This is a genomic window from Clostridium sp. YIM B02569 (genome assembly GCF_022320765.1).
GTDB classification, from domain to species: domain Bacteria; phylum Bacillota; class Clostridia; order Clostridiales; family Clostridiaceae; genus Clostridium; species Clostridium beijerinckii.
On the sequence record NZ_JAKJJX010000006.1, the window covers coordinates 86547 to 108373 of the forward strand.

The 21827-nt window shown below is 30.2% G+C and carries 16 protein-coding genes; 14 read left to right on the plus strand and 2 right to left on the minus strand.

Annotated elements, in window-relative coordinates:
* The first annotated feature begins 306 nt into the window (after positions 1 to 306).
* From L3B96_RS07380 to L3B96_RS07395, 4 genes are read left to right on the plus strand one after another with little or no spacing between them, the layout of a single operon-like run.
* Positions 307 to 1332, plus strand: a complete 1026-nt coding sequence (locus L3B96_RS07380; protein WP_238859845.1) for an iron-siderophore ABC transporter substrate-binding protein — start codon at positions 307 to 309, stop codon at positions 1330 to 1332.
* A complete protein-coding gene (locus L3B96_RS07385; protein ID WP_238859847.1) occupies positions 1332 to 2330 on the plus strand; it encodes an iron ABC transporter permease in 999 nt (332 codons plus the stop codon). The genes L3B96_RS07380 and L3B96_RS07385 overlap by 1 nt, the downstream gene beginning before the upstream one ends.
* A complete protein-coding gene (locus tag L3B96_RS07390; protein WP_238859848.1) occupies positions 2327 to 3358 on the plus strand; it encodes an iron chelate uptake ABC transporter family permease subunit in 1032 nt (343 codons plus the stop codon). The genes L3B96_RS07385 and L3B96_RS07390 overlap by 4 nt, the downstream gene beginning before the upstream one ends.
* Positions 3358 to 4164, plus strand: coding sequence for an ABC transporter ATP-binding protein (locus L3B96_RS07395; RefSeq protein ID WP_238859850.1), 807 nt, complete (start codon positions 3358 to 3360; stop codon positions 4162 to 4164). Before L3B96_RS07390 ends, L3B96_RS07395 begins: the two co-directional genes overlap by 1 nt.
* A gap of 291 nt (positions 4165 to 4455) precedes the next feature.
* Here the strand turns inward: L3B96_RS07395 and L3B96_RS07400 are convergent, their stop codons facing one another.
* Positions 4456 to 6390, minus strand: coding sequence for a BglG family transcription antiterminator (locus L3B96_RS07400; RefSeq protein WP_238859852.1), 1935 nt, complete (start codon positions 6388 to 6390; stop codon positions 4456 to 4458).
* A 287-nt stretch (positions 6391 to 6677) separates the two neighbouring features.
* Here L3B96_RS07400 and L3B96_RS07405 point away from each other — a divergent pair, with 287 nt between their 5' ends.
* The 9 genes from L3B96_RS07405 (at position 6678) to L3B96_RS07445 (ending at position 19925) form a co-directional block, all read left to right on the plus strand.
* On the plus strand, positions 6678 to 7127 hold the full coding sequence (locus L3B96_RS07405) for a PTS sugar transporter subunit IIA (RefSeq protein ID WP_171787747.1): 450 nt from the start codon (positions 6678 to 6680) through the stop codon (positions 7125 to 7127).
* Between the two features lie 2 nt (positions 7128 to 7129).
* Positions 7130 to 7441, plus strand: coding sequence for a fructose PTS transporter subunit IIB (locus tag L3B96_RS07410; RefSeq protein ID WP_017213069.1), 312 nt, complete (start codon positions 7130 to 7132; stop codon positions 7439 to 7441).
* A 167-nt stretch (positions 7442 to 7608) separates the two neighbouring features.
* Positions 7609 to 8721 (plus strand): PTS fructose transporter subunit IIC, encoded by a 1113-nt coding sequence (locus L3B96_RS07415; RefSeq protein ID WP_238859860.1) that lies wholly within the window; start codon positions 7609 to 7611, stop codon positions 8719 to 8721.
* Positions 8722 to 8805: 84 nt separating this feature from the next.
* Positions 8806 to 11478, plus strand: a complete 2673-nt coding sequence (gene mngB / locus L3B96_RS07420) for a mannosylglycerate hydrolase (protein WP_238859862.1) — start codon at positions 8806 to 8808, stop codon at positions 11476 to 11478.
* Positions 11479 to 11620: 142 nt separating this feature from the next.
* Complete coding sequence (locus L3B96_RS07425; RefSeq protein WP_238859864.1) at positions 11621 to 12499, plus strand: ROK family protein; 879 nt, start codon at positions 11621 to 11623, stop codon at positions 12497 to 12499.
* 723 nt (positions 12500 to 13222) lie between these two features.
* Positions 13223 to 14593, plus strand: coding sequence for an FAD-binding oxidoreductase (locus tag L3B96_RS07430; RefSeq protein ID WP_238859866.1), 1371 nt, complete (start codon positions 13223 to 13225; stop codon positions 14591 to 14593).
* 431 nt (positions 14594 to 15024) lie between these two features.
* The gene (locus tag L3B96_RS07435; RefSeq protein WP_238859874.1) at positions 15025 to 18942 is read left to right on the plus strand and encodes an acyl-CoA dehydratase activase; all 3918 of its coding nucleotides are present in this window, start codon (positions 15025 to 15027) and stop codon (positions 18940 to 18942) included.
* Positions 18943 to 19246: 304 nt separating this feature from the next.
* Positions 19247 to 19585, plus strand: a complete 339-nt coding sequence (locus tag L3B96_RS07440; protein WP_012059922.1) for a cupin domain-containing protein — start codon at positions 19247 to 19249, stop codon at positions 19583 to 19585.
* 4 nt (positions 19586 to 19589) lie between these two features.
* Entirely contained in the window at positions 19590 to 19925 is a 336-nt protein-coding gene (locus L3B96_RS07445) for a cupin (RefSeq protein ID WP_238859876.1), read from the plus strand.
* Positions 19926 to 20295: 370 nt separating this feature from the next.
* Here L3B96_RS07445 and L3B96_RS07450 read toward each other — a convergent pair whose 3' ends face one another.
* Positions 20296 to 20712: a hemerythrin family protein gene (locus L3B96_RS07450; RefSeq protein WP_238859878.1), complete on the minus strand. Its 417-nt coding sequence runs from the start codon at positions 20710 to 20712 to the stop codon at positions 20296 to 20298.
* Positions 20713 to 21198: 486 nt separating this feature from the next.
* Between L3B96_RS07450 and L3B96_RS07455 the strand changes: the two genes are divergently transcribed.
* A complete protein-coding gene (locus L3B96_RS07455; RefSeq protein ID WP_238859880.1) occupies positions 21199 to 21810 on the plus strand; it encodes a class I SAM-dependent methyltransferase in 612 nt (203 codons plus the stop codon).
* Positions 21811 to 21827: the final 17 nt, after the last annotated feature.

Below are 21827 nucleotides of genomic sequence, written 5' to 3' on the forward strand. Positions count from 1 at the left end.
GTGAAAAAATCTACACATATGAAAAGAGTGCGAAGCACAATACGGAACTTAAACACAGTCGCCTGCGATTTTGTTCTTTTCTAGGAACTCCCTATGAAGGCAAAGTCTTCACAAAATATAATGAAAATAATTTTATTTAATGAGTATTACCACAAATTTCAAGATAAAGTCCTTCAATGTAAGGTTGACAAATTTTACTGATAAATATAAAATAAATAACGACAGTAAATGAAAAACATTATCATTTGAGTATAAAAATCAAATAAAAGTGATTCAGTAAAATACATAACAATTAGGAGGATTATCATGAAATTAAAAGGAATAACTACGATTATTCTTGCTTGTACTTTATTAATAACGGGATGCTCAAGTGGAGCGGCTAAAAATGAAGATAAATCTAATGTGGGACAAAGTGCGAATGTAACTTATCCACTTACTATTAAACATACTTTTGGTGAAACAGTAATTGAAAAACAACCAGAAAAGGTTGTTACAATTTCTTGGGGAAATCAGGACGTACCATTAGCATTAGGAGTTGTACCAGCAGGTGTATCCAAAGCTAACTATGGAAAAGCAGATGAAAATGGTTTATTACCATGGACAGCAGAAAAATATAAAGAATTAGGCGTGGACAAACCTGTTACTTTTGACGATGTAGATGGTTTAGACTATGAAGCTATCAGTAATGCAAAGCCAGATGTTATATTAGCTGCATATTCAGGAATAACACAAGAAGAATATGATTTATTAAGTAAAATTGCTCCTGTTGTAGCATATCCTAAACTTCCTTGGCAAACATATTGGCGTGATCAAATATCAATTAATTCAACTGCAATGGGTAAAAAAGATGAAGGAGACAAATTGGTTTCAGATTTGGAAAAGCAAATAACAGAAAAAACTAGTGAGTATCCTAAGCTTAAAGGTAAAAAGGCTGTTTTCTGTTACTTTAATCCAGCTGACTTAGGTAAATTTTATATATATCTTCCAACAGATCCTCGAGCAGCATATTTAACTGATTTAGGATTAGAATTACCAGAGAGTGCTAAAAAGCTTGCGCAAACTTCAGACAGTTTTGCTCTCGAAATTAGTTCGGAAAATATTGATAAATTAACAGATGTAGATGTAATAGTAACGTATGGAAATGGCACATTAGTAAAACAATTGCAATCAGATGCCCTACTTGGAACAGTTCCAGCAATAAAAAGAGGATCAGTTGCCGTAATAGAAGATGGATCAGCACTTGCAGCATCTTGTACTCCTACTGCCTTATCAATTCCAGCAACAATAGATGAATATCTAAAAATAATTGGAGAGGCAGCAGATAAAGCATAATGAGATTTAGAAAGACAGTAGGAATATATTTAGGTAGTATTTTTTTACTAGGTATATGTGTAATAATATCACTGGCGTTTGGGTCAAAAAATATAGGAATTAGCCAAGCAATAAATGCTTTGTTAAATAGTGATGATACTTCTTTTGCTGCATTAGTTGTTCGAGAACGTGTTCCAAGAACCATTTTTAGTATTATGGCAGGAGCTTCTCTTGGAATATCGGGGGCTCTTATGCAATCAATCACTAGAAATCCAATAGCAGACCCAAGCATTTTAGGAGTTAATACAGGTGCATCTTTATTTGTTGTAATTGGAATAGCATTTTTTAATATAAATTCAGCTAACGAGTATATCTGGATCGCACTAGTTGGAGCAGGAATCACATCAATATTTGTTTATACTATAGCTTCTATTGGAAGTGGAGGCATGACACCAATAAAACTTGCTTTGGCAGGCTCAGCTACTAGTGCAGTTTTAACCTCTTTAGTAAGTGTAATAATACTTCCTAGAAGTGAGGTTATAGATGCATATAGATTTTGGCAGGTCGGAAGTGTAAGTGGTGCAACTTGGGAGAGTATTGACTTAATGTTACCATTTTTAATAATTGGATTAATAATAAGCATAATATCAGCACCAGCATTGGATATTTTAGCTTTAGGAGATGAGGTTGCAACTGGTCTTGGAGTAAATATAGGAATTATTAGGATTATATGTGCAATTGCAGGGGTTATACTATGTGGCGCAACAACAGCTATTGCAGGACCTATAGGATTTGTGGGTTTAATGATTCCTCACAGTATACGTCTCATTTTTGGCTCAAATTTAAGAGGTTTAGTTCCTATGTCAGCTATTGGAGGAGCGGTGCTTTTAACAATTTCAGATGTTTTAGGAAGAGTAATTGGAAGTCCTGGTGAACTTCAGGTGGGAATTATTACTGCATTTTTAGGAGCTCCAATTCTTATTATCATTGCAAGGAAAGCGAAGGTGAGGGCTATATGATAAAAACTACTCACTCTATGATAAAAGAAGGTTATATAAAAAGAAAAAAACGCATGATCAGCGTTAATATAATTCTCTTTGCTTTAACATTAGGTCTTTGCGGAGTTATGCTTTTATATGGTAAAACTAATTATTCATTAAGTACAGTTATAAGAGTACTTAGTGGGGAAGAGATACAAGGAGCTGCATTTACTATAGGAACCTTGCGTTTACCAAGAATGCTTTGTGGACTTTTAGCAGGGCTAGCCTTTGGAATTGCAGGAAATACATTTCAAACTATGCTTAGAAATCCACTAGCTAGTCCTGATATTATAGGAATAAGTTCTGGGGCTAGTGTGGCAGCGGTATTTTGTATATTAGTTCTTCACATGAGTGGAAGCAGTGTTTCTATCGCAGCTGTAATTTCTGGAATTTTAGTTTCAGGACTTATATATATGTTCTCTAAAGGCACAGGATTTTCAGGTGGAAGATTAATACTTATAGGAATTGGAATGCAAGCAATGTTAAATGCCCTTATATCATTTTTGCTGGTCAAGGCTTCAGAACACGATGTCTCAAAAGCACTCACATGGTTAAATGGTAGCTTAAATGGGATGAGTATGAAAGATGTCCAAGGCTTACTTGTGGTTGTTATTATATTTGGAGTTATTGTTTTATGTTTAACTAATCATCTTCAAATATTAGAATTAGGAGATGAATTTGCAACAACACTAGGTATTAAAATAAATTTAATAAGAATCACACTTATCTTAAGTTCCGTATTTTTAATTGCTTTTGCAACTGCTGTTACAGGGCCTATAGCTTTTGTTGCATTTTTATCAGGTCCAATTTCAGCAAGACTAGTTGGATTAGGAGCACCAAATGTTTCAGCATCAGGTTTAGTTGGAGCATTATTAGTACTTGGAGCAGATATGATTGGCCAGTTTGTATTTAGTACAAGATTTCCTGTAGGTGTAATTACAGGAATTTTAGGAGCACCATATATGCTATTGCTTCTAATAACTATAAACAGAAGGGGGCAAGCATAATGAATGAAAAACAACAATTGCTTGAAGCAAAAAATTTAGTAACTGGGTATGAAAAAAAGATTATAGTTGATGGAATTGATATAACTATTCCAAGTAATAAAATCAGTGTTATTATTGGAGCAAATGCATGTGGTAAATCAACTTTGTTAAAAACACTTGCAAGGCTCATTAAGCCAATTTCAGGAGATGTTGTAATTGACGGTAAAAAAATAACTTCAATGCCTTCTAAAAAATTGGCACGAGTTTTAGGACTGCTTCCACAATCACCAGTAGTTCCAGAAGGGATAACAGTCTGGGACTTAGTTTCAAGAGGTAGATTTCCATATCAAGCATTTTTAAAAAGCATGGATAAAAGTGATTTTGATGCTGTAGAAGAGGCGCTTGAAATAATGGGAATAACAGATCTTGCTAATCGTAGTGTAGATGAACTATCCGGAGGGCAACGCCAAAGAGTTTGGATAGCTATGGCACTAGCTCAGCAGACAGATATACTTCTTTTGGATGAGCCGACTACATATCTTGATATTGCTTATCAAGTAGAAATCCTTGATTTATTGACGGATCTAAACCGCAGAAGAGGAACTACTATTGTAATGGTCCTTCATGATATAAATTTATCTGCCAGATACGCAGATTATATATTTGCTCTTCGGAAGGGAAAACTAATTGGTAAAGGTGAACCATCAAAGGTTATAACATCAGGATTAATCAATGAAGTGTTTGGATTAGATTGTGTGGTAATACAAGATCCAGTGTCCAATTCACCTTTTATAGTTCCAAGAGGAAGACATCATGTTAATATATAAATACTAGAGGTATAATTTAAACTAGTAGGTTAACTAAGCATTGAAGGTATAGAGTAAGGTTATCTTCATATACATAGATATATGAAGAAGTCAATTTTATAAGTCATTTGGTAAAATTAGATTAGATTTATTGATGAATTTCAAATGTTATGCTTTGTCTCTACCATAAAATTCACGAAAATATAAAATTAATATACCCCCTCTATAGTAGACAGTTAAAATAATAAAACTGTTTCTATAAAGGGGGTGTTTTATATGGATAAATTTTAAAATTAAAAGTATTCTATTATGTCAAATTATAGATTGTAGTAAATTCAAAAAATTTTCGTAGGAATTGCAATTTAATATTGAATATTTCAAGTCATCACTATTAATTATTTTAAGAAAGATATCGTAAATTTTATCCATCTCAAAGTAATCATTTTTATTAATTGCAATCATAAAAACTAAACTTACACTAGTATTTTTATTCCACAAAATAGGTTCCTTCAATATAGCAATGCATATTTTGGTTGAAATTGCACTTAACTCCATTGGGTGAGGTATTGCTAAAAAGTCATCGATATTAGTAGGAGAAAGAGTCTCCCTATAAAAAACCGAGTTTTTAAAGGATGGCAAAATTATATCGTTGCTATTTAAAGTATCACACATCAAATTTAGTAATTCTTCTTTTGTATTTACATTAGTAGACTTTAAAAATAAATTAGAGTCAAAATATTCACTTAATACTTTATTATATACTATAGGTTCATCAGTTATAGCTTTAGAAATTCCTTCAATATCTTTGTTTAGTAAAGCGAAATCAACTAATATAACGGGATGATTTTTATTTTCAAGAGGAATTGTTGAGATTATTAAGTCAATATTATTTAAATCATGCACAAGATATTGATTGTATGATAAGCATTCAACTATATTTAATTTGTCTCTAAACACTTTATTAAGCCTTGTTTCTAATAATCGGCTTGTACCGTAACCAGAACCACAAACTATAACAACCTTTTTGCAATTAATATTCTTATCAAAATATCTTTCTATCGCCGCACCAATATGTAGAGATACGTATCCTATTTCATCTTCAGTAAAAGTATAGACAGTTTGCTTGAAGATATTTTCTACAGCAGTTAAAGTTATTTCAAATGCAAGAGGATAGTTACTTTTTATAGTATTGATAAGAGGATTTGCTTTATTTTGATTATAGTATTTTGAATTCAAAATAGATTTAAAATGAAGTATTAAATCATTAAGTAAAGTAGTATCATTTTTTAAATCAAAATTATAATGTATATATATATAATCTAGCAAATTTTTAGTATAGTCGATTATTTTTTCATCGGTATTATCTTTAGCTATTAGTTTAGGAGTACTTTTTGACTTGAAATGATTATATATATATATTCTTTCATTTGATGGAATATTAAAATTAAAGTATTCTTCAATTTCAGCATAAATAGGTGTTATAGCCTTTTTTAGATATGAATCTTCAGGCAGATTGTCTAATTCTCCTATTAAAACATGTCCATTATTAACTCTACTTATTGCTATAGCAAGGTGGATTATAAAATTTTTTAAACTGAAATCGGAGAATTCTATGTGGAATTCATGAACATACCTTAAAACTATCTCTTGAAGTCTCTTTAAGTCAATATTTTTAAATACTTCAACTTCTTCATCTGTTATACCTAAAATATAATTTTCAAAATCTCTATTTATTATATTCTCTGAAATACATTTTCTTATATTTAGTTCATTACCTTGAATTTTAATTCCATAGTAAGGTTTTGATATAAGATTGAGATCGTATCTTGATAAAATAGATTTTATGATTTTTATATCATTTAATATAGTAGTTTTGCTAATATATAATTGATCAGCTAAGTCTTCAAGCTTTGTATAGTTATCGCTATATAAGAGATATCTCAAAATGTATTTATTTCTCTCTATTGGAGAGTTTGGTATATCATTATCTTCCATGATATCTTGAGTAATTTCTGCTAGATATTGCTGATATTTATTTAAATCCAAAATATCAATGTAGTATCCTTCATTTCGTTTTATTTTTATTGCAGCCCCATGACTTTCCAGAATGGAATTTAATGCTGCAATATCTCCTCTTATTGTTCTTTCACTTACATTTGTTATTTTACTTAAAGCTTTACAAGAAATTTTTGATTCATTCTTATTTAAAAGTTCAAATAGAACAAGAAGCCTTTTTTGAATAAGCAAACAACTTACCTCCTTAGTGTTAAAAAATAATATGAATAGTACATAAATGTTTGTCTATATTACGAAAATAAAGTTGAGATTTAAACATGTACTATTAGCACAAAATATAGACTATTTAAAATTCTGACTATATTATTTAATAATAATATAAATAGTTAGGAGGGTAAAGGAAAAACTTAGTATAATAATTTCCACTTTAAAATGGAAATAGTATATGTTTAGGTTTCTATAAAAAAGATTTATATTAATAGTGTAATCAATATCAAAGAGAAGAGAGATGAGCGAAAATGTTAGATGAAAAAAATGTATTTTTAAATGTAGAAATAGATACAAAGACTGATGCATTAAAATTTTTGGCAAAGAAAGCTGTTGAGAATGGTATAGCTAAAAATGAGAAGGGAGTGCTTAAAGATCTTTTAGCGAGAGAAGAAGAATATTCAACTGGTGTGCAGGATGGATTTGCAATTCCACATGCAAAAAGTTCAAATGTTGTTGAACCGTCTATATTTTATATTAAGACAAAAAATGAATTAGAATGGGAAACCTTAGATGGTAGTAATGTAAAGTATATATTTAGTCTTATGGTTCCAGAGGAAAATGAAAATAATGTACATTTAATGATGTTATCAAAACTTGCTACTTGTTTGATGGAGGATGATTTTAAAAAAGAAATAATGTCTTCAGAAGACAAGAGCAGTTTAATAAAATATATATCAAAAAAAATGGAGGAGGAATAAAAATGAAAATTGTAGCAGTTACATCATGCCCAGCAGGATTAGCCCATACACCTATGGCAGCAAAAGCATTAACTGAAGCTGGAAAAAAATTAGGACATGATATCAAGGTTGAACAGCAAGGAATTATGGGGAAAGTAAATGGCATAACTCAAGAAGAAGCTAAAGCAGCAGACTTTGTATTAATTGCTTCGGATCAACATATTGATGGTATGGAACGATTTGAAGGAAAAAAAGTGATAAAAGTAAAAATAGGAGTTGCACTTAAGCAGCCAGAAGCAGTTTTAACAAAATGTATAGAAGCTTTAACAAAATAAAAATAATCTCATTCCGGCAAGAACGAGATTATCAATATACTTATTAATAATAAGTATACATAATAAATATTTCATACTAATTATATCATTTTAAGGATACAATAAATAGTTTATAATTAAATATTTTGTGAAATTTTATAACCAAATATTCAGGGAGGTTTTTATTTATGAAAAAAGGGAATTCATTACTTCAAGAATTAAAAGGTCATTTGATGACTGGTATTTCATATATGCTGCCACTAATTATAGGAGCGTCTTTAGTAGTTGCAGTGCCAAAGCTTATAGGATTAGCTATAGGAATAACAGATTTCGGCCCATATAAAGATACAACAGGGTTTTATCATATATTATACTTAATAGAACAATCAGGCTGGGTAGGCGTTGGTATGGTTAATACTATACTTGGTGGATTTATAGCTTATTCAATTGGAGAAAAGCCAGCTATGGCGGCAGGGTTTATTGGAGGCTTAATTGCAAGTAATACAAAAGCAGGTTTCTTAGGTGCAGTTATAGCAGGTTTTGTGGCAGGATATGTTGCTAAATTTATAAAAGAAAAAGTACAAATTACTGGAGCCGCAGCTTCGATGGTGCCACTTATAATTTTACCACTTATTACAGTTGGAACGGTTGCTATATTAATGGGTGTAATACTTGCGGATCCTTTAGCAGCGATTAATACAGCTCTTATTGAATGGATTAAAGCTATGACTGCCAATGGAACAAATGTTGTAATATTAGCTGTTATTTTAGGAGCAATGATTGGATTTGATTTAGGAGGGCCAGTAAATAAGGCAGCATGGATGGCAGGAAATGTATTGCTTACAGAAGGTGTTTATTTACCAGCAATTTTAATTAATTGTGCTATTGTTATACCTCCACTAGCATATGGTATTGCTACATTTATCAGAAAATCAAGGTTTTCGCCATCTTTTAGAGAAGCTGGAAAAGGAAATTTGATTATGGGATTCATAGGAATTACAGAAGGGGCGATTCCTTATACATTATGTAATCCCTTAAAGTTAATTCCTGTCAATATGTTAGGATGCGCAGTTGGAGCTGGGCTTACAGCACTATTAGGAGCACATGCTATAATGCCTCCAATTGGTGGATTATATGGATTTATTTCAGTTGGATCTGGCTGGGCATACTTAGTAGGAATAGTAGCTGGATCACTTGTAATTGCAATCTTATCAACTATCCTTGTTGATTTTAATGATAACGAAGAAGCAGCAGTAAGTGATGGCGGAGATAATGAAGAAATAATTTTAGAAATGGAATAAAATATTGAGGCTAGCTCAAATTAAACACTAAAATAATTTATATTATTTGGAAATTTGAGAGAGCCTCACTTTATAGGAGGAATTATGAAAAATAAAGTACATGTTGTACCACATAGCCATTGGGATAGGGAGTGGTATTTTACAACTTCAAGATCAAAGATATACTTAATGAAAGATTTTAAAGACGTTTTAGATACATTAGAAAATAATAAAAGTTTTAAATATTTTATGATTGATGCACAGGCATCCTTGTTAGATGATTATTTAAAATGGGTTCCACAAGATAAAGAGAGAATAAAGTCTTTAGTTAAAAAAGGTAAATTAATAATTGGACCTTGGTATACTCAAACGGATCAGCTCGTTATATCAGGTGAATCAATAGTTAGAAATTTATATTATGGAATTGAAAGGTGTAAAGAATTTGGAAATTATATGAAGGTTGGATATGTACCAGATTCTTTTGGCCAATCAGCTCAAATGCCTCAAATTTACAATGGGTTTGGAATAAAGGATTCGCTATTTTGGAGAGGCGTTTCTGACGATATGGTAGATTCAACAGAGTTCAACTGGAAGGGCTCTGATGGAACAGTAGCTTTTGCTGTACAAATTCCTTTTGGGTATTATTGTGGTGGAAATATTCCAGAAGAGGAAGGTGATTTAAAGAAATATTTAGATGAGCAGATAGGAAAGCTAAAAGAAAAAGCGACTACTAATAATGTATATCTGCCAAATGGTTTTGACCAAGCTCCAATAAGAATTAATCTTCCAGAAATATTAGAAAAAGCAAATTCTATAGATAAAGATAATGAATATATTATAAGCAATATTGAAAATTATATTGCAAGCGTTAAGGCAGAAAGAAGTAATTTTAAAGAACTTGAAGGGGAATTTGTTAATGGGAAACATATGAGAATTCATAAATCAATTTTTTCATCAAGATCTGATTTAAAGATGATGAACAATCATCTGGAAAACTACATAGTAAATGTGGTGGAACCAATATTAACTATGAGTTATTCGCTAGGAAATGAATATCCTCATACAACTATGAAAGACATATGGAAGCTAATGTTTGAAAATGCAGCTCATGATAGTATTGGAGCATGTAATAGTGATACGACTAATGAAGATGTTTATATGAGATATAAACAAGCAAGAGATTTATCAACAAATTTATTAGATCTTCATATGAGATTAATATCAACTAAGATTAAAAATAATAATGAAGAAATTACACTAACATTATTTAATGCACATCCTAAAAATAGAACAGAAGTAATTGAATTTGAAGTTTTTATACCGGAAGAAGATTTTATAATTAAAAATAGGGAAGGAAAAGAACTTAAATACGTTATAAAGTCTAAGGAAGATATAACTGATTATGTTTTAATGCAGACTATAAGATTGAATCCAAGTAAAAAGATTTACATGCCAGATAAGGTATATAGGGCTAAAATAGCACTTAAGGCTGAAGATATACCAGCTGTAGGATATACACAAGTTGTATTTGAGTTAAACAAGAAAAACAACCTTTCAGTTAAGGCCGAGCTAGGGGATACAATAGAAAATAAGTATTATAAAATTTCTGCAAATGAGCATGGTTCTATTGATATTTTAGATAAGAGTTCTAACAGGCTTTATTCAAAGCAAGCTGTTCTTGAGGAAAATGGAGATGATGGAGATTCTTATAACTATTCGCCTCCAAGAAAGGATTTGATAGTATCTTCCTTATCATTTAAATCACAAGCTAAGGTTTTTAAATCTGAAATACAAGAAGAATTAATACTAAAATATTGTATGAAGGTGCCAGCTTCCTTAGAAGAAAGAGCAGGTGGAAATGCTTCTGTAGATATGCCTGTAGAAATGAAAATCTTATTAGACAATGATAAAAATATGATAAGCTTTAAAGTTGATATAGATAATGTAGCCTTATCTCATAGAGTTAGGGTATTATTTAACACTGAAATTGCATCAAAATTATCAATTGCAGATCAGCAATTTGGAATAATAAGCAGAAAAACTGTATTAGAAGAAGACATAAAGATTTGGAGGGCAAATCAAGATCTATGGCAGGAAAAACCAATAACAATAGAACCGATGCAAAGCTTTGTAACATTAGAAAATGGTGAAAGAGGATTAGCTGTAATAACTGAAGGTGTTAGAGAATATCAAATAATTGGAGAGAAATTGGATACTATAGCTTTAACTTTATTCAGAAGTTTTGGTTATATGGGAAGAGAAAATCTACTTTATAGACCAGGTAGAGCTTCAGGAGAAAAGATTGTAGAAACTCCAAATGCACAGTTATTAGGAAAGCTGGAATTTGATTTTGGTGTTCACATTTATAATGAGGAATTTGATAAAGCTCATATTGCTAATGTGGCAAAAAGATTCTTAACTCCAATTCAAGTATATGAGTATGCTGATTTCCTAAATGGAAGAATGATATTTGCCTTTAGAGATGAAGAACAAATATATGAAAATAGTTACAGCTTATTTGAATTTGAAAATGAGAATTTTGCTTTGAGCTCAATAAAGAAAGAGGAAAATGATACAGGATTAGTTATTAGAATATTTAATCCAATGAAGAGTGAAGTTACAAAAGGGAAAATAACATTTAACAAGAAAGATAAAGATGCTTATTATGCAATGCTTGATGAAAGTTACTTAGAGAAAAGTAAAATTTCAATAGAAGATAGAAGCATTAATCCTAAGCCATTAAGCCATTGTAAAGTACAGACTATAGTAATTAAATAACAATTTTAAATAAGCATATTTTGACTTGTTAATTTATTTTACATGACTTAGGAAAATTAAAAGGTTGAATAAAATATATTCAACCTTTTAGCATAATAAGGAATGTAAAATTTCAGTAGTTATTAGTGAGGAGGAGATAGTTTTGTCTTATTCAATTGGAATTGATATTGGAGGAACAAATTTAAGAGTTGCTATTGTTTCTAAGGAAGGAAAAATAATAGAAAATTATAAAACCGAAAATGAAGTTGTAAAAGGAGCATCATATAATTTAGATAAGCTAGTTAATCACATTAAAACAGTATGGAAGGATTATGAAATAGAAAAAGTTGGAGTTGGAGCACCAGGGCCATTAGATTTAAATATAGGAAGAATAATTAATCCTCCAAACTTAAAAGGGTGGGAAAACTTTGATATAGCAGAGTATTTGAAGAAAAAATTAAAGATGTGTGTTAAAGTGAACAATGATGCAAATGTAGCAGGTTTTGCAGAAAGTTTATTCGGAAATGCTAAAGGATGCTCATCTGTATTTTATATAACTGTTTCAACTGGAGTTGGAGGTGCACTGATTATGGATGGAAAAATAATAAATGGAGCTCATAGCCAAGCAGCTGAAATACACAATATGATTATAAATGAAGATTCATACAGTCATTCTGGATTAAATAAAGGAGGCTTAGAAGGCCAATGTAGTGGAGTTAATATAGCAAGAATAGCTTCTGAGATTTATGGAAGAAAAATAAGCACTAAGGAAGTCTTTGAATATTATGACAATAAGGATGAAAGAGCCGTTGAAATAATAAATAATTGGATAAACAATATTTCTATAGGAATTGCAAATATCATTACAGTAATAGATCCAGAGGTTATAGTTATTGGAGGCGCTGTATTAATATATAATCCATATTTATTGTCTAAAATCATTGAGTGTGTTAAAACTAAAGTTTCAAACACCAATGTAGTAGATATACGAATAGCCAAAATGGGCGATGATGCAGGTCTAATTGGGGCAGCAATGTTATAAAAATAATAAGGAATATTGAAATAGTAAAGTCGCATGGTATAGATTTAATAGATGTGTTATGTTCAGTATTTAATTCATTTATTAGTGATGAAATCTCAGATTTTAATTCATCAGTATATTATAGAAGTAAAGAATATTTGAAGTATTCTTACTTAGAAGGTAAGTTATTGGTATAATAAAAAAATACAAATCGTGCAAATAATAATTAGTAAAGTTCAAAGGTTATGCTTCATCTCAACCAAATAAATCCTCGACAATACGAGTGTAGTATTGTCGAGGATTTATTTATTCTCTAGAAAATTATATCGCTGGACAATCATGTGATCATTGGGGTTCGTTAGGGGATTAATTATGAGAAAGGCTTATTCGGAAAGTTACCTTTTAAAAGAGAATAAAAAAAGAAAATATATTTACTTGGTGACGAATTAAAAAACTAATCTTATATCAGGATGAGTTTGAAAAAGTCACATGTTAAATTACATATTAATGAAAATTGTATACTCCTTTTTGTGAAAAAGTATAGGGGAAAATATGAGAGTACTTGCCCTTTTGATTCACAGTAGTCTAAGCAAAAACTCGTATTATTTTTATAGCATTATGTTAGATGTAAAATCAAAAGGTGGTACTAATTCTATAAAAGTTCATATTATAAAATATAACAAGCTTTATGTAAAAAAATACATTGTTTTTATATAAGGCTAATTTACAAAAGAGGGTGACTATATGAAATGCAAAACAAAATTAACTGGAAAGGTAATCCGTCCAAATGATCCTGAATATAGGGAAGCACGAATGAACTGGAATCCGTTCACCAATGCGTTTCCTAGTGTATTTGTTTTTGCAAAGAATAATAAGGATGTAGAAAATGCAGTCAAATGGGCCCGCGAGAATGACGTACCAATTAGGATGCGAAGCGGCAGGCATGCTCTAGCAAAAGATTTTTCACAAACAAATGGTGGAATTGTAATAGATACTGGTCTAATGAAAAGAGTAAAGGTTGATAAAGCAAATTTAATTGCAACAGTTGAAGCGGGAATACGTGTTGGTGTTCTTGTGAGGATGCTGGCAAAGGAAGGTTTCCTTGCTCCTTTTGGAGATAGTTCTACTGTTGGTATAGGCGGAATAAGTACTGGTGGAGGAATTACGGCTATACAACGAACAGCAGGAGTAATTTCAGATAATATTTTAGCCGCCACTATAGTTAATGCTGATGGTGAGATTATGCACGTTAGCGAAAAGGAAAATCCAGATTTACTATGGGCTATTCGTGGAGGTGGAGGAGGTAACTTCGGTATTATAACCTCATACACATTTAGAATACGTCGTGCTCCTGCTGAAGTTGGGATATTCCAAATAATTTGGCCTTGGGAGCAATTAGATGAAGTTATTGATGCATGGCAAAGGTGGTCCCCATTCGTAGATGTAAGACTTGGTACTATATTGGAGATATATTCTAAAACAAATGGTCTTCTCCGTTCGCAGGGATTATTCCTTGGGACTAAAGCAGAACTGAAGAAATTAATAAGACCTTTGATAGAAGTAGGATGTCCTTTAAAGGTAGTTATTGATGGGGTTACACTAAGTGAGGCAATAGATTTCTGGGCTCCAAATGAACCTTTCTTCGATGAACAGAAGAGTACGTGGTCATCTGCCTGGGTTGAGCAAACTCTACCTGAAGAAGGAATTGAAGCAATAAGAAGCTTCTTAGAAAAGGCAAAAGGAAGCGAATCTAATTTCTTTTTCCTTAACTCTGGAGGCGTTATGAATAGTGTAAATCCAAAGGATACAGCCTTTTTCTGGCGAAATACTAAATATTATTTGGAATGGGATGCTTCATGGATTGAAAAAGGTGAAGCACGAGAGAATATTATCCTTGTTGAGAAGACACGTGCAAGATTGCAGCCATATATAACAGGATCATATGTAAATGTACCAGATTTATGTATAAAAGATTACGGTCATGAATATTATGGTGATAATTTTGCTAGACTTAGGAGAATTAAAGCTAAATATGATCCGGAAAATGTTTTTAACTTCATACAGAGTATTCCACCAGCTCGTAATTGTGATTATGATCATAGAAATGAAAGATAGTAGCATAATCCATTGTTGTAGCTAACTATTGATTAATCTGTATAATTTATTTTTAGTCTTAACTAAAAATATGAAATTTAAAATCGCACATTCCTGTAATTTTTTGCTTAATTGATGAAAAGATCGAGCAATACTTCAGATTGAAAGATATAGTGTAAACTTTATTCTTAATAACGGATGGATCATAAGATAATTAGATTGTATCCTATAGAATAGACGATAAAAAAGTCAACTCTATAGGGTATTTTAGTTTATAAAAACCTCAATCATTTGGACTTCAGAAGCACATGAAATATTTAAATTATCTAAATATGACATTAGACTCCTCATAAATTTCTTTTAAAGCGTATCATATGATACGGAGTCTATAGTGAAAGTATAATATAATACTTATAAGAAGTAAATGAGAATGAATTTCAAAGGAGGGTGTTATGAATAAGTTAGGAATAGATATTGGTTATTCAACTCTTAAGTATGTTTACTTAGATAGTAATGATAATTTAATTGAAAGTAATTATATATTCCATAAAGGAAATATTAATAAATATTATAGTGAGTTAATTGAGAAGGTTAAAGCAATTAATAAAGAATCAAATATGGTTATTGGGATAACAGGAAGTTTATCATCAAGAATTAATTTAGATAAAAAATATCATATCAATAATAGTATTTCTCTTATTGAAGGAGCTTTATTTAAAAATAAGAATGTTAAATCTATTATTGAACTTGGTGCACAAGAAACAAAATATATTACAGATATAGACGTTAAAAATGTAAAATTCTTTATGAATACAAGCTGTGCAGCTGGTACTGGTTCTTTTTTAGAAGAGCAGGCTTCAAGATTATCTATAGATATAAAAGATATATCAGCCTACACAGAAAAAGCTACAGAAATTCCAAGAATAGCTGGAAGATGCAGCGTTTTTTCAAAGACTGACATGATACATCATATGCAGGATGGAGTGAAAGTAGAGGATATATTACAAGGATTATGCCATGCACTTGTAAGAAATTATAAAGCAAATGTTCTTCAGAAAAATAAGCTTAATAAACCAATCATGCTTTCTGGTGGGGTAATACATAACAAAGGAGTAGTTAAAGCTCTAAAGGATGTATTAAAGTTAGAAGACCAAGACATTATAATTGAAGAAAATTTTGAGCTACTTACATGTTTTGGAGCTTGCAAGATAGCAGAAGAAAAAGGATTAATTATAGATGTAAATAAACTTAGTTCTTCTGAAAAATTAATTATAGAAAAGCCTAAAAATAGTTTGTTTGAAAAGTTAGATAAATTCGGAGTAAATGATGGCTTAAATAAGCATACTTGTATAAATAATAATTTAAAAGAAGGTTACTTGGGCGTTGATGTTGGATCAACAAGTATCAATTTTGTTGTTATTGATGAAGATAACAACGTAATTGATTATATTTATACAAAAACTAATGGAAAACCAAAAGAAGTTGTTACCGAGTATTTTGATATATTAAAGGAAAGATTAGGAGAAGACTTTAAATTCAAAGGAATAGGTACAACTGGTTCTGGTAGAGAGTATATTGGAAAATTAATTAATGCAGATTTAATTGTAAATGAGATTACAGCTCAAGCAGAAGGAGCTATAAATGTATGTGGTGATGTTGATACCATATTTGAAATTGGTGGTCAGGATTCAAAATATATATGTATAGAAAATAAGTTAGTAAAAGACTTTGAAATGAATAAAATATGCGCAGCTGGAACGGGAGCGTTTATAGAAGAGCAAATTAAGAAACTTGGAATAAGTATTAATGAGTTTGGAAAGGTTGCTTTAGAAGGCGATAGCCCTTGCAATTTAGGGGATAGATGTACAGTTTTTATTGAAGGAAACATAGGTAAAGCAATAGGAGAAGGCGAAAGCATTGAGAATATTTCAGCTGGACTTGCTTACTCTATAGTAAAAAATTATTTGAACAGAGTTGTTGGAAATAGGCCTATTGGAAATAAAATTTTCCTTCAAGGTGGAATTGCTCATAATCAAGCAGTAGTAAATGCATTTAGAGCTTTACTTAATAAAGAAATTATTGTTCCAGAATTCTTTAGTGTTACAGGAGCTTTAGGAACAGCAGTTTTAACAAAGGAAAGTATAAAGAATAACGAGAAAGATAAGAAACAAAATAGAAGTATAGATTATTCAAATAAAGGTGAAAAATTATTCTTAGATGGATATATAACTGATAAAGATGCTAATAAAAAAACAATAGGGATACCAAGAGTATTATTTCTTAATAAAATGTTCCCGATGTTTAATGAGATATTTAAAAAATTAGGATATAATGTTTTACTTTCAGATGCAACTAATGAAGATATAATAGGCCTTAGCCAGGAATATTCGTTTGAAGAAACATGTTTTCCAGTTAAATTAATAAATGGGCATGTAGCGTGGCTTTTAGAGAGAAAGGTTGATTATATATTCTTACCACATTTATATACTATGAAGCATGCAGGTTCAGATGTGAGAGAAGATTATGCATGTGTATATATGCAGACTTCACCAAAGATAATTGAAAGCGTGTTTAATTTGGCAGAAAAAAATATAAAGTTAATATCACCAACATTATCATTTAATTTTGGCAAACAATATATGATTAAAACTTTATTAAGCATAGGGAAAGATCTTGGAAAAAACAAAATAGAAACAGCGGCAGCAGTAATGTCTGGTATGAAAAAGTTTATGGATTATGAGAAAAATCTTGAATCACTCGGATCTGATGTTTTAAAGAATATAGGTGAAGATGAAAAAGTATTTGTAATGATAAGCAGAGTATATAACATAGTTGATCCAGCATTAAACATGGGCATAGAAAATGAATTGAAAAAGCGTGGATATAAAGTACTTCATTTAACTCACCTTGAGGCTTCTGAAATGAATATTGGAGAAGAATATTCTAATATGTATTGGCCTTTTGGGCAGCACATAATAACTGGAGCAAAAATTATTAGAAAACATAAAAATTTATATCCAATATACATTACTAATCATGGATGTGGACCAGATACAATTCTTACTCATTATTTTAAAAAGGAAATGGGAAGTAAGCCTTACTTGCATATAGAAGTAGATGAACATTCTTCAAAAGTTGGAGTAATTACAAGGGTAGAGGCATTTATAAATTCGATTAAAAATTGTGATACTAATGGCCTTTTAGAAAATAAAGTTGAGGAATCTGTTGAAGGTAATTGTAATAAAAAACTTGGAATGATTAATGAAGTTAAATTTGATGATAAACTTCAAAACTCTAAGAATGAAATGGAAACTGAAAATGAAGTGATAATTCCATATATGTATCCATACAGCAATATACTAAAAGCTTTCTTAGAAAGAAAAAATACAAAGGTTACAATATTAGAACCTGTAAGTGAAAGCACAATTGAAATTGGAAAACAATTTTCTAGAGGGAAAGAGTATTTTTCATTAACTGGTTTAATATCAGAAGTCATAAGTAAAGTTAAAGAAAGTGAAAAAGAATATACATTATATCTCCCTACAGATGAAGGAAGTGAAACCTTTGGGCAGTATGGGAAGCTTATACAATATAAAGCCTTAGAATGTGGCAGAAAATTAAATCTCGAAGCGCCATTTATAGAAGATTACTTAGGTGATAAAGATTTTGGTCTAGAATTCTTTAAAGCATTGGTAATAGGGGATTTGATTAATAGATTACATGAAGATAAAAAAGAAACATCCTTAGATGATTTAATTAAAGCAATAAAAAATAATAATATGACAGACTCATATTTTGATAAGAAATTAGAAATCCTAAACAATGAGATATTAAAGGAAAATAAAAAGAAACTGATTATAGTGGGAGAATCTTTGGTAGTGCATAAAGATTATTTAAATAATAAGCTCATAAAAAGGCTAATGGAAGATTATGATGTTGTAAAACAGCCATTTGCAGAAGAATTATATATGCTATATAAAGACTTTAGCAGTAAGAGAAATAAGACTAATAAACAATATTTGAAATTAGTAGATGAAGCTAAGAAAATTATTAACAAAGTTAATTTGATTCTAGAAGAAAAATCTCCATTTAATAAGGATATTGATAGTCTTAATGAAATACTAAAAGATAAGCTTCCCAATTATGCAGGAGGAAGTGGAAGATATAGATTTGCTAAATTATTAACAGCAGAAAATGTTGATGGGATTATTGTTGTAAGCTCTATGTATGAAAATACAGCTACAATATTAAAAATATTAAGAGAAAAATATAAAGAAGAAATAAAAATTCCTATATTAGATCTATATTTTGATAGTAATATAAACAAAAATAATGAAGAACTAATAGAAACATTTACAGCTTATCTGTAGATAAACTAAATGAATCTTAGAGTTATGGATATAATCACCGAAATAACAGGGATTCTGTTATTTCGGTTTCTAAAGAATTTCACTGTGGATTTCTAACAGTATAAGTTGTACCAATTTCTGCATGCTCCTTTGACAAGCAAATGACAAGCAAAAATAGAACAACTTGTACTGAAGAAATCCTACAGCAAAATTCTCAATGAAACACTGCACAAAAGAATCCCTATTATTTCTAGTATGGCTATATATATAAATCAATGGAGAGAGGTTGTTTACCTACATATAAAAATGAAAAGGAGAATGTAATATGCAAGAATTAATTAAGAATATAGAAAAATCAAAGGCAATAGATTTTGACAGTTTAGTAAGCTGCAAGGAAGGTCAAATAGAAACTGTTACAATGGCCCAAAAGAAAGGTGTAGGACTTACTGCATTAGCTTTTGGAAAAGGTGAGGGCGTTGGACCTCATGCAGCTAAAGGTGATGCTATGATTGTTATTCAGGAAGGAGTAGCTACTGTAAAGATAGGTGATGAAGTAATGGAAGCTCACAAAGGTCAGGTGGTAGTTATGCCTGCAAATATTCAGCATCAAGTAACTGCAAAAGAAGATATGAAGATGCTATTAATAGTAGTGAAAGAGGATTAAGCCTATGAAGTATTTAAGAAACATCAAACCATTTGAACCAATGAAAATGAAAGATATGATAAGTCATTCAGGAAATACAATAGCAAGTAAGGCCCTAGTAGATAATGAAAAACATGAAGTTAGATTCTTTTCATATGCAAAAGGAGAAAGCATTGATAAAGAATATTATCAAATGGAATCTTTATTTATTGTAATAGAAGGGGAAGCTAAAGTTGTTTATAATGAAAATGACGAATCAGTAATAAGCGAAGGTGATATTTTTGCATTGGAAGCTGATATACAATATGGAATGGAAGCATTAACTGATGTAAAGTTATTGAACATATTAATAAAAGAGTAATTTATATCAAAAAGTTATAAATTAAGAAGGCAAGGCTAGATTTTAGTCTTGCTTTTTAATATTTAAATAGTTCCTTATAAATTAACAGAACGAAGGAGAATGTAGAACAACTGGTGTAAATTGAATATTTGATATTTTATATTTTTGGTGTGTCCGTATAGGCACGTGCTATAATCGGTGAAAGTTTGCAATGGGGATATTCCATAATATATTTAAAGTTAGAAGCTAAAATTATTATAATAATTGAACAAGAGACGTTGTAAAATAATACAAAATATATAGAAACTACCCCTGTGCCGTGAAACACGGTGCAGGGGTAATTATTTGAAGAAGTAAAAAACGAAGCCAATGGTTGAGTTAAATCATCTTGCTATAACATAACTTCAGCAGCAGACGAAGAGTTCTCGTTTAAAAATGCATATGAATATTTATGTAAGCCAATTATGTAATTTTTACTCCACTTCATTATTTCCTTTTGCATTAGAGGAGTAAACAATGATGAAACTCCTGGATTTTCAAATGAATATCTTAACTTTCTTATTTCCATATTAAGTTTTCTGTGACACATTTTAAGTTCAGAACAGTTGTATTTTGTTTGGGTCATTTCTTCATCAAAATTATTATTTGCATAATGTTCAACAGAGTCTAAAACTTTTATAATTTCATTACTATCCTTTTCCTTTTCTAAAGCATAAAGAAGTTTATTAACTCGATTAAATAATTCTTTATGCTTATTGTCAATAGCATCAAACTCCATAGAAAAACTAGTATTAAAATTAAAATTCATAAAACACACCCCTCATAAATTAATATTTTTATATTTATTTACCTATAATTTAAAATTCTTAATAAATTCGAGAGTTCCTTCTTTCTTAAGAATATATTTTAATCTTAATTTCAACAAAATATGCCAATATAAATTATAAAATATCTGTTATTCGAGCTGGAATACATAGAATTTTGAATGATGTAGATGTATTGTGTCAAAGAATGTAATAAATTTAATTGGAGTCTATTAAAAATGTATATTGTAATTAAGTTTCTAAATTTTAGTTTCAATCGAACATCTGGTTTGCTAAAGATTTAAGTAAAAAAATATAATTTCATATTTCAGCACATAGACTGAAACTTAATAAAATTTAAATGATTTATAATTGTAATATATGTTATTATTTAGTTATAATGTCAGAATATTTTAGGAGAAATAAAAGGCTGTAGCAATGCTAAATTTAGGTAATTTATAAAATATTTTTAATAGAAAGGACAAGGTAGAATGAATGAAATATTTAGGCAAATACCATTGGATAGATTTATCATGTTCTGTAATGAAACAACTATGGATAAGGTGGTTCTAGATTGTGGTGCAGGAGGTAATTGTCCACCGTTAAGCTTATTTTCAGAATATGGATATAAAACACATGGAATAGAATTGGATATTAATCAATTAAAAAAGGCTAATATGTATGCAGATGAAAAAAATCAAGATTTAAATATTGAACAAGGAGATATGAGATATTTAAAATTTGAAGATGAAACATTTAGCTTTGTTTATTCGTATAATTCAGTATTTCACATGAGAAAAGAAGATGTTTTAAAATCAATAAATGAAATGAAACGTGTATTAAAGCCTAGAGGTTTACTTTTTGTAAATTTTCTTACGACAAAGGATTCTCGGTATGGAACAGGTTTAGATATTGGTGAAAATCAATATGAGCAAATGGAGAGAAACACTCCTGTAATACATTCATATTTTGAGGAATGTGAGCCAGATACATATTTTGAAGATATGGAAATATTGCATAAAGAAATTAGGGTATTAGAAAGAATGGATGAAGGTGAAAAAATAAGACAAGGATTTGTTGATTATATTGTTAAGAAAATATAGTTTGGGTTAATATTCTC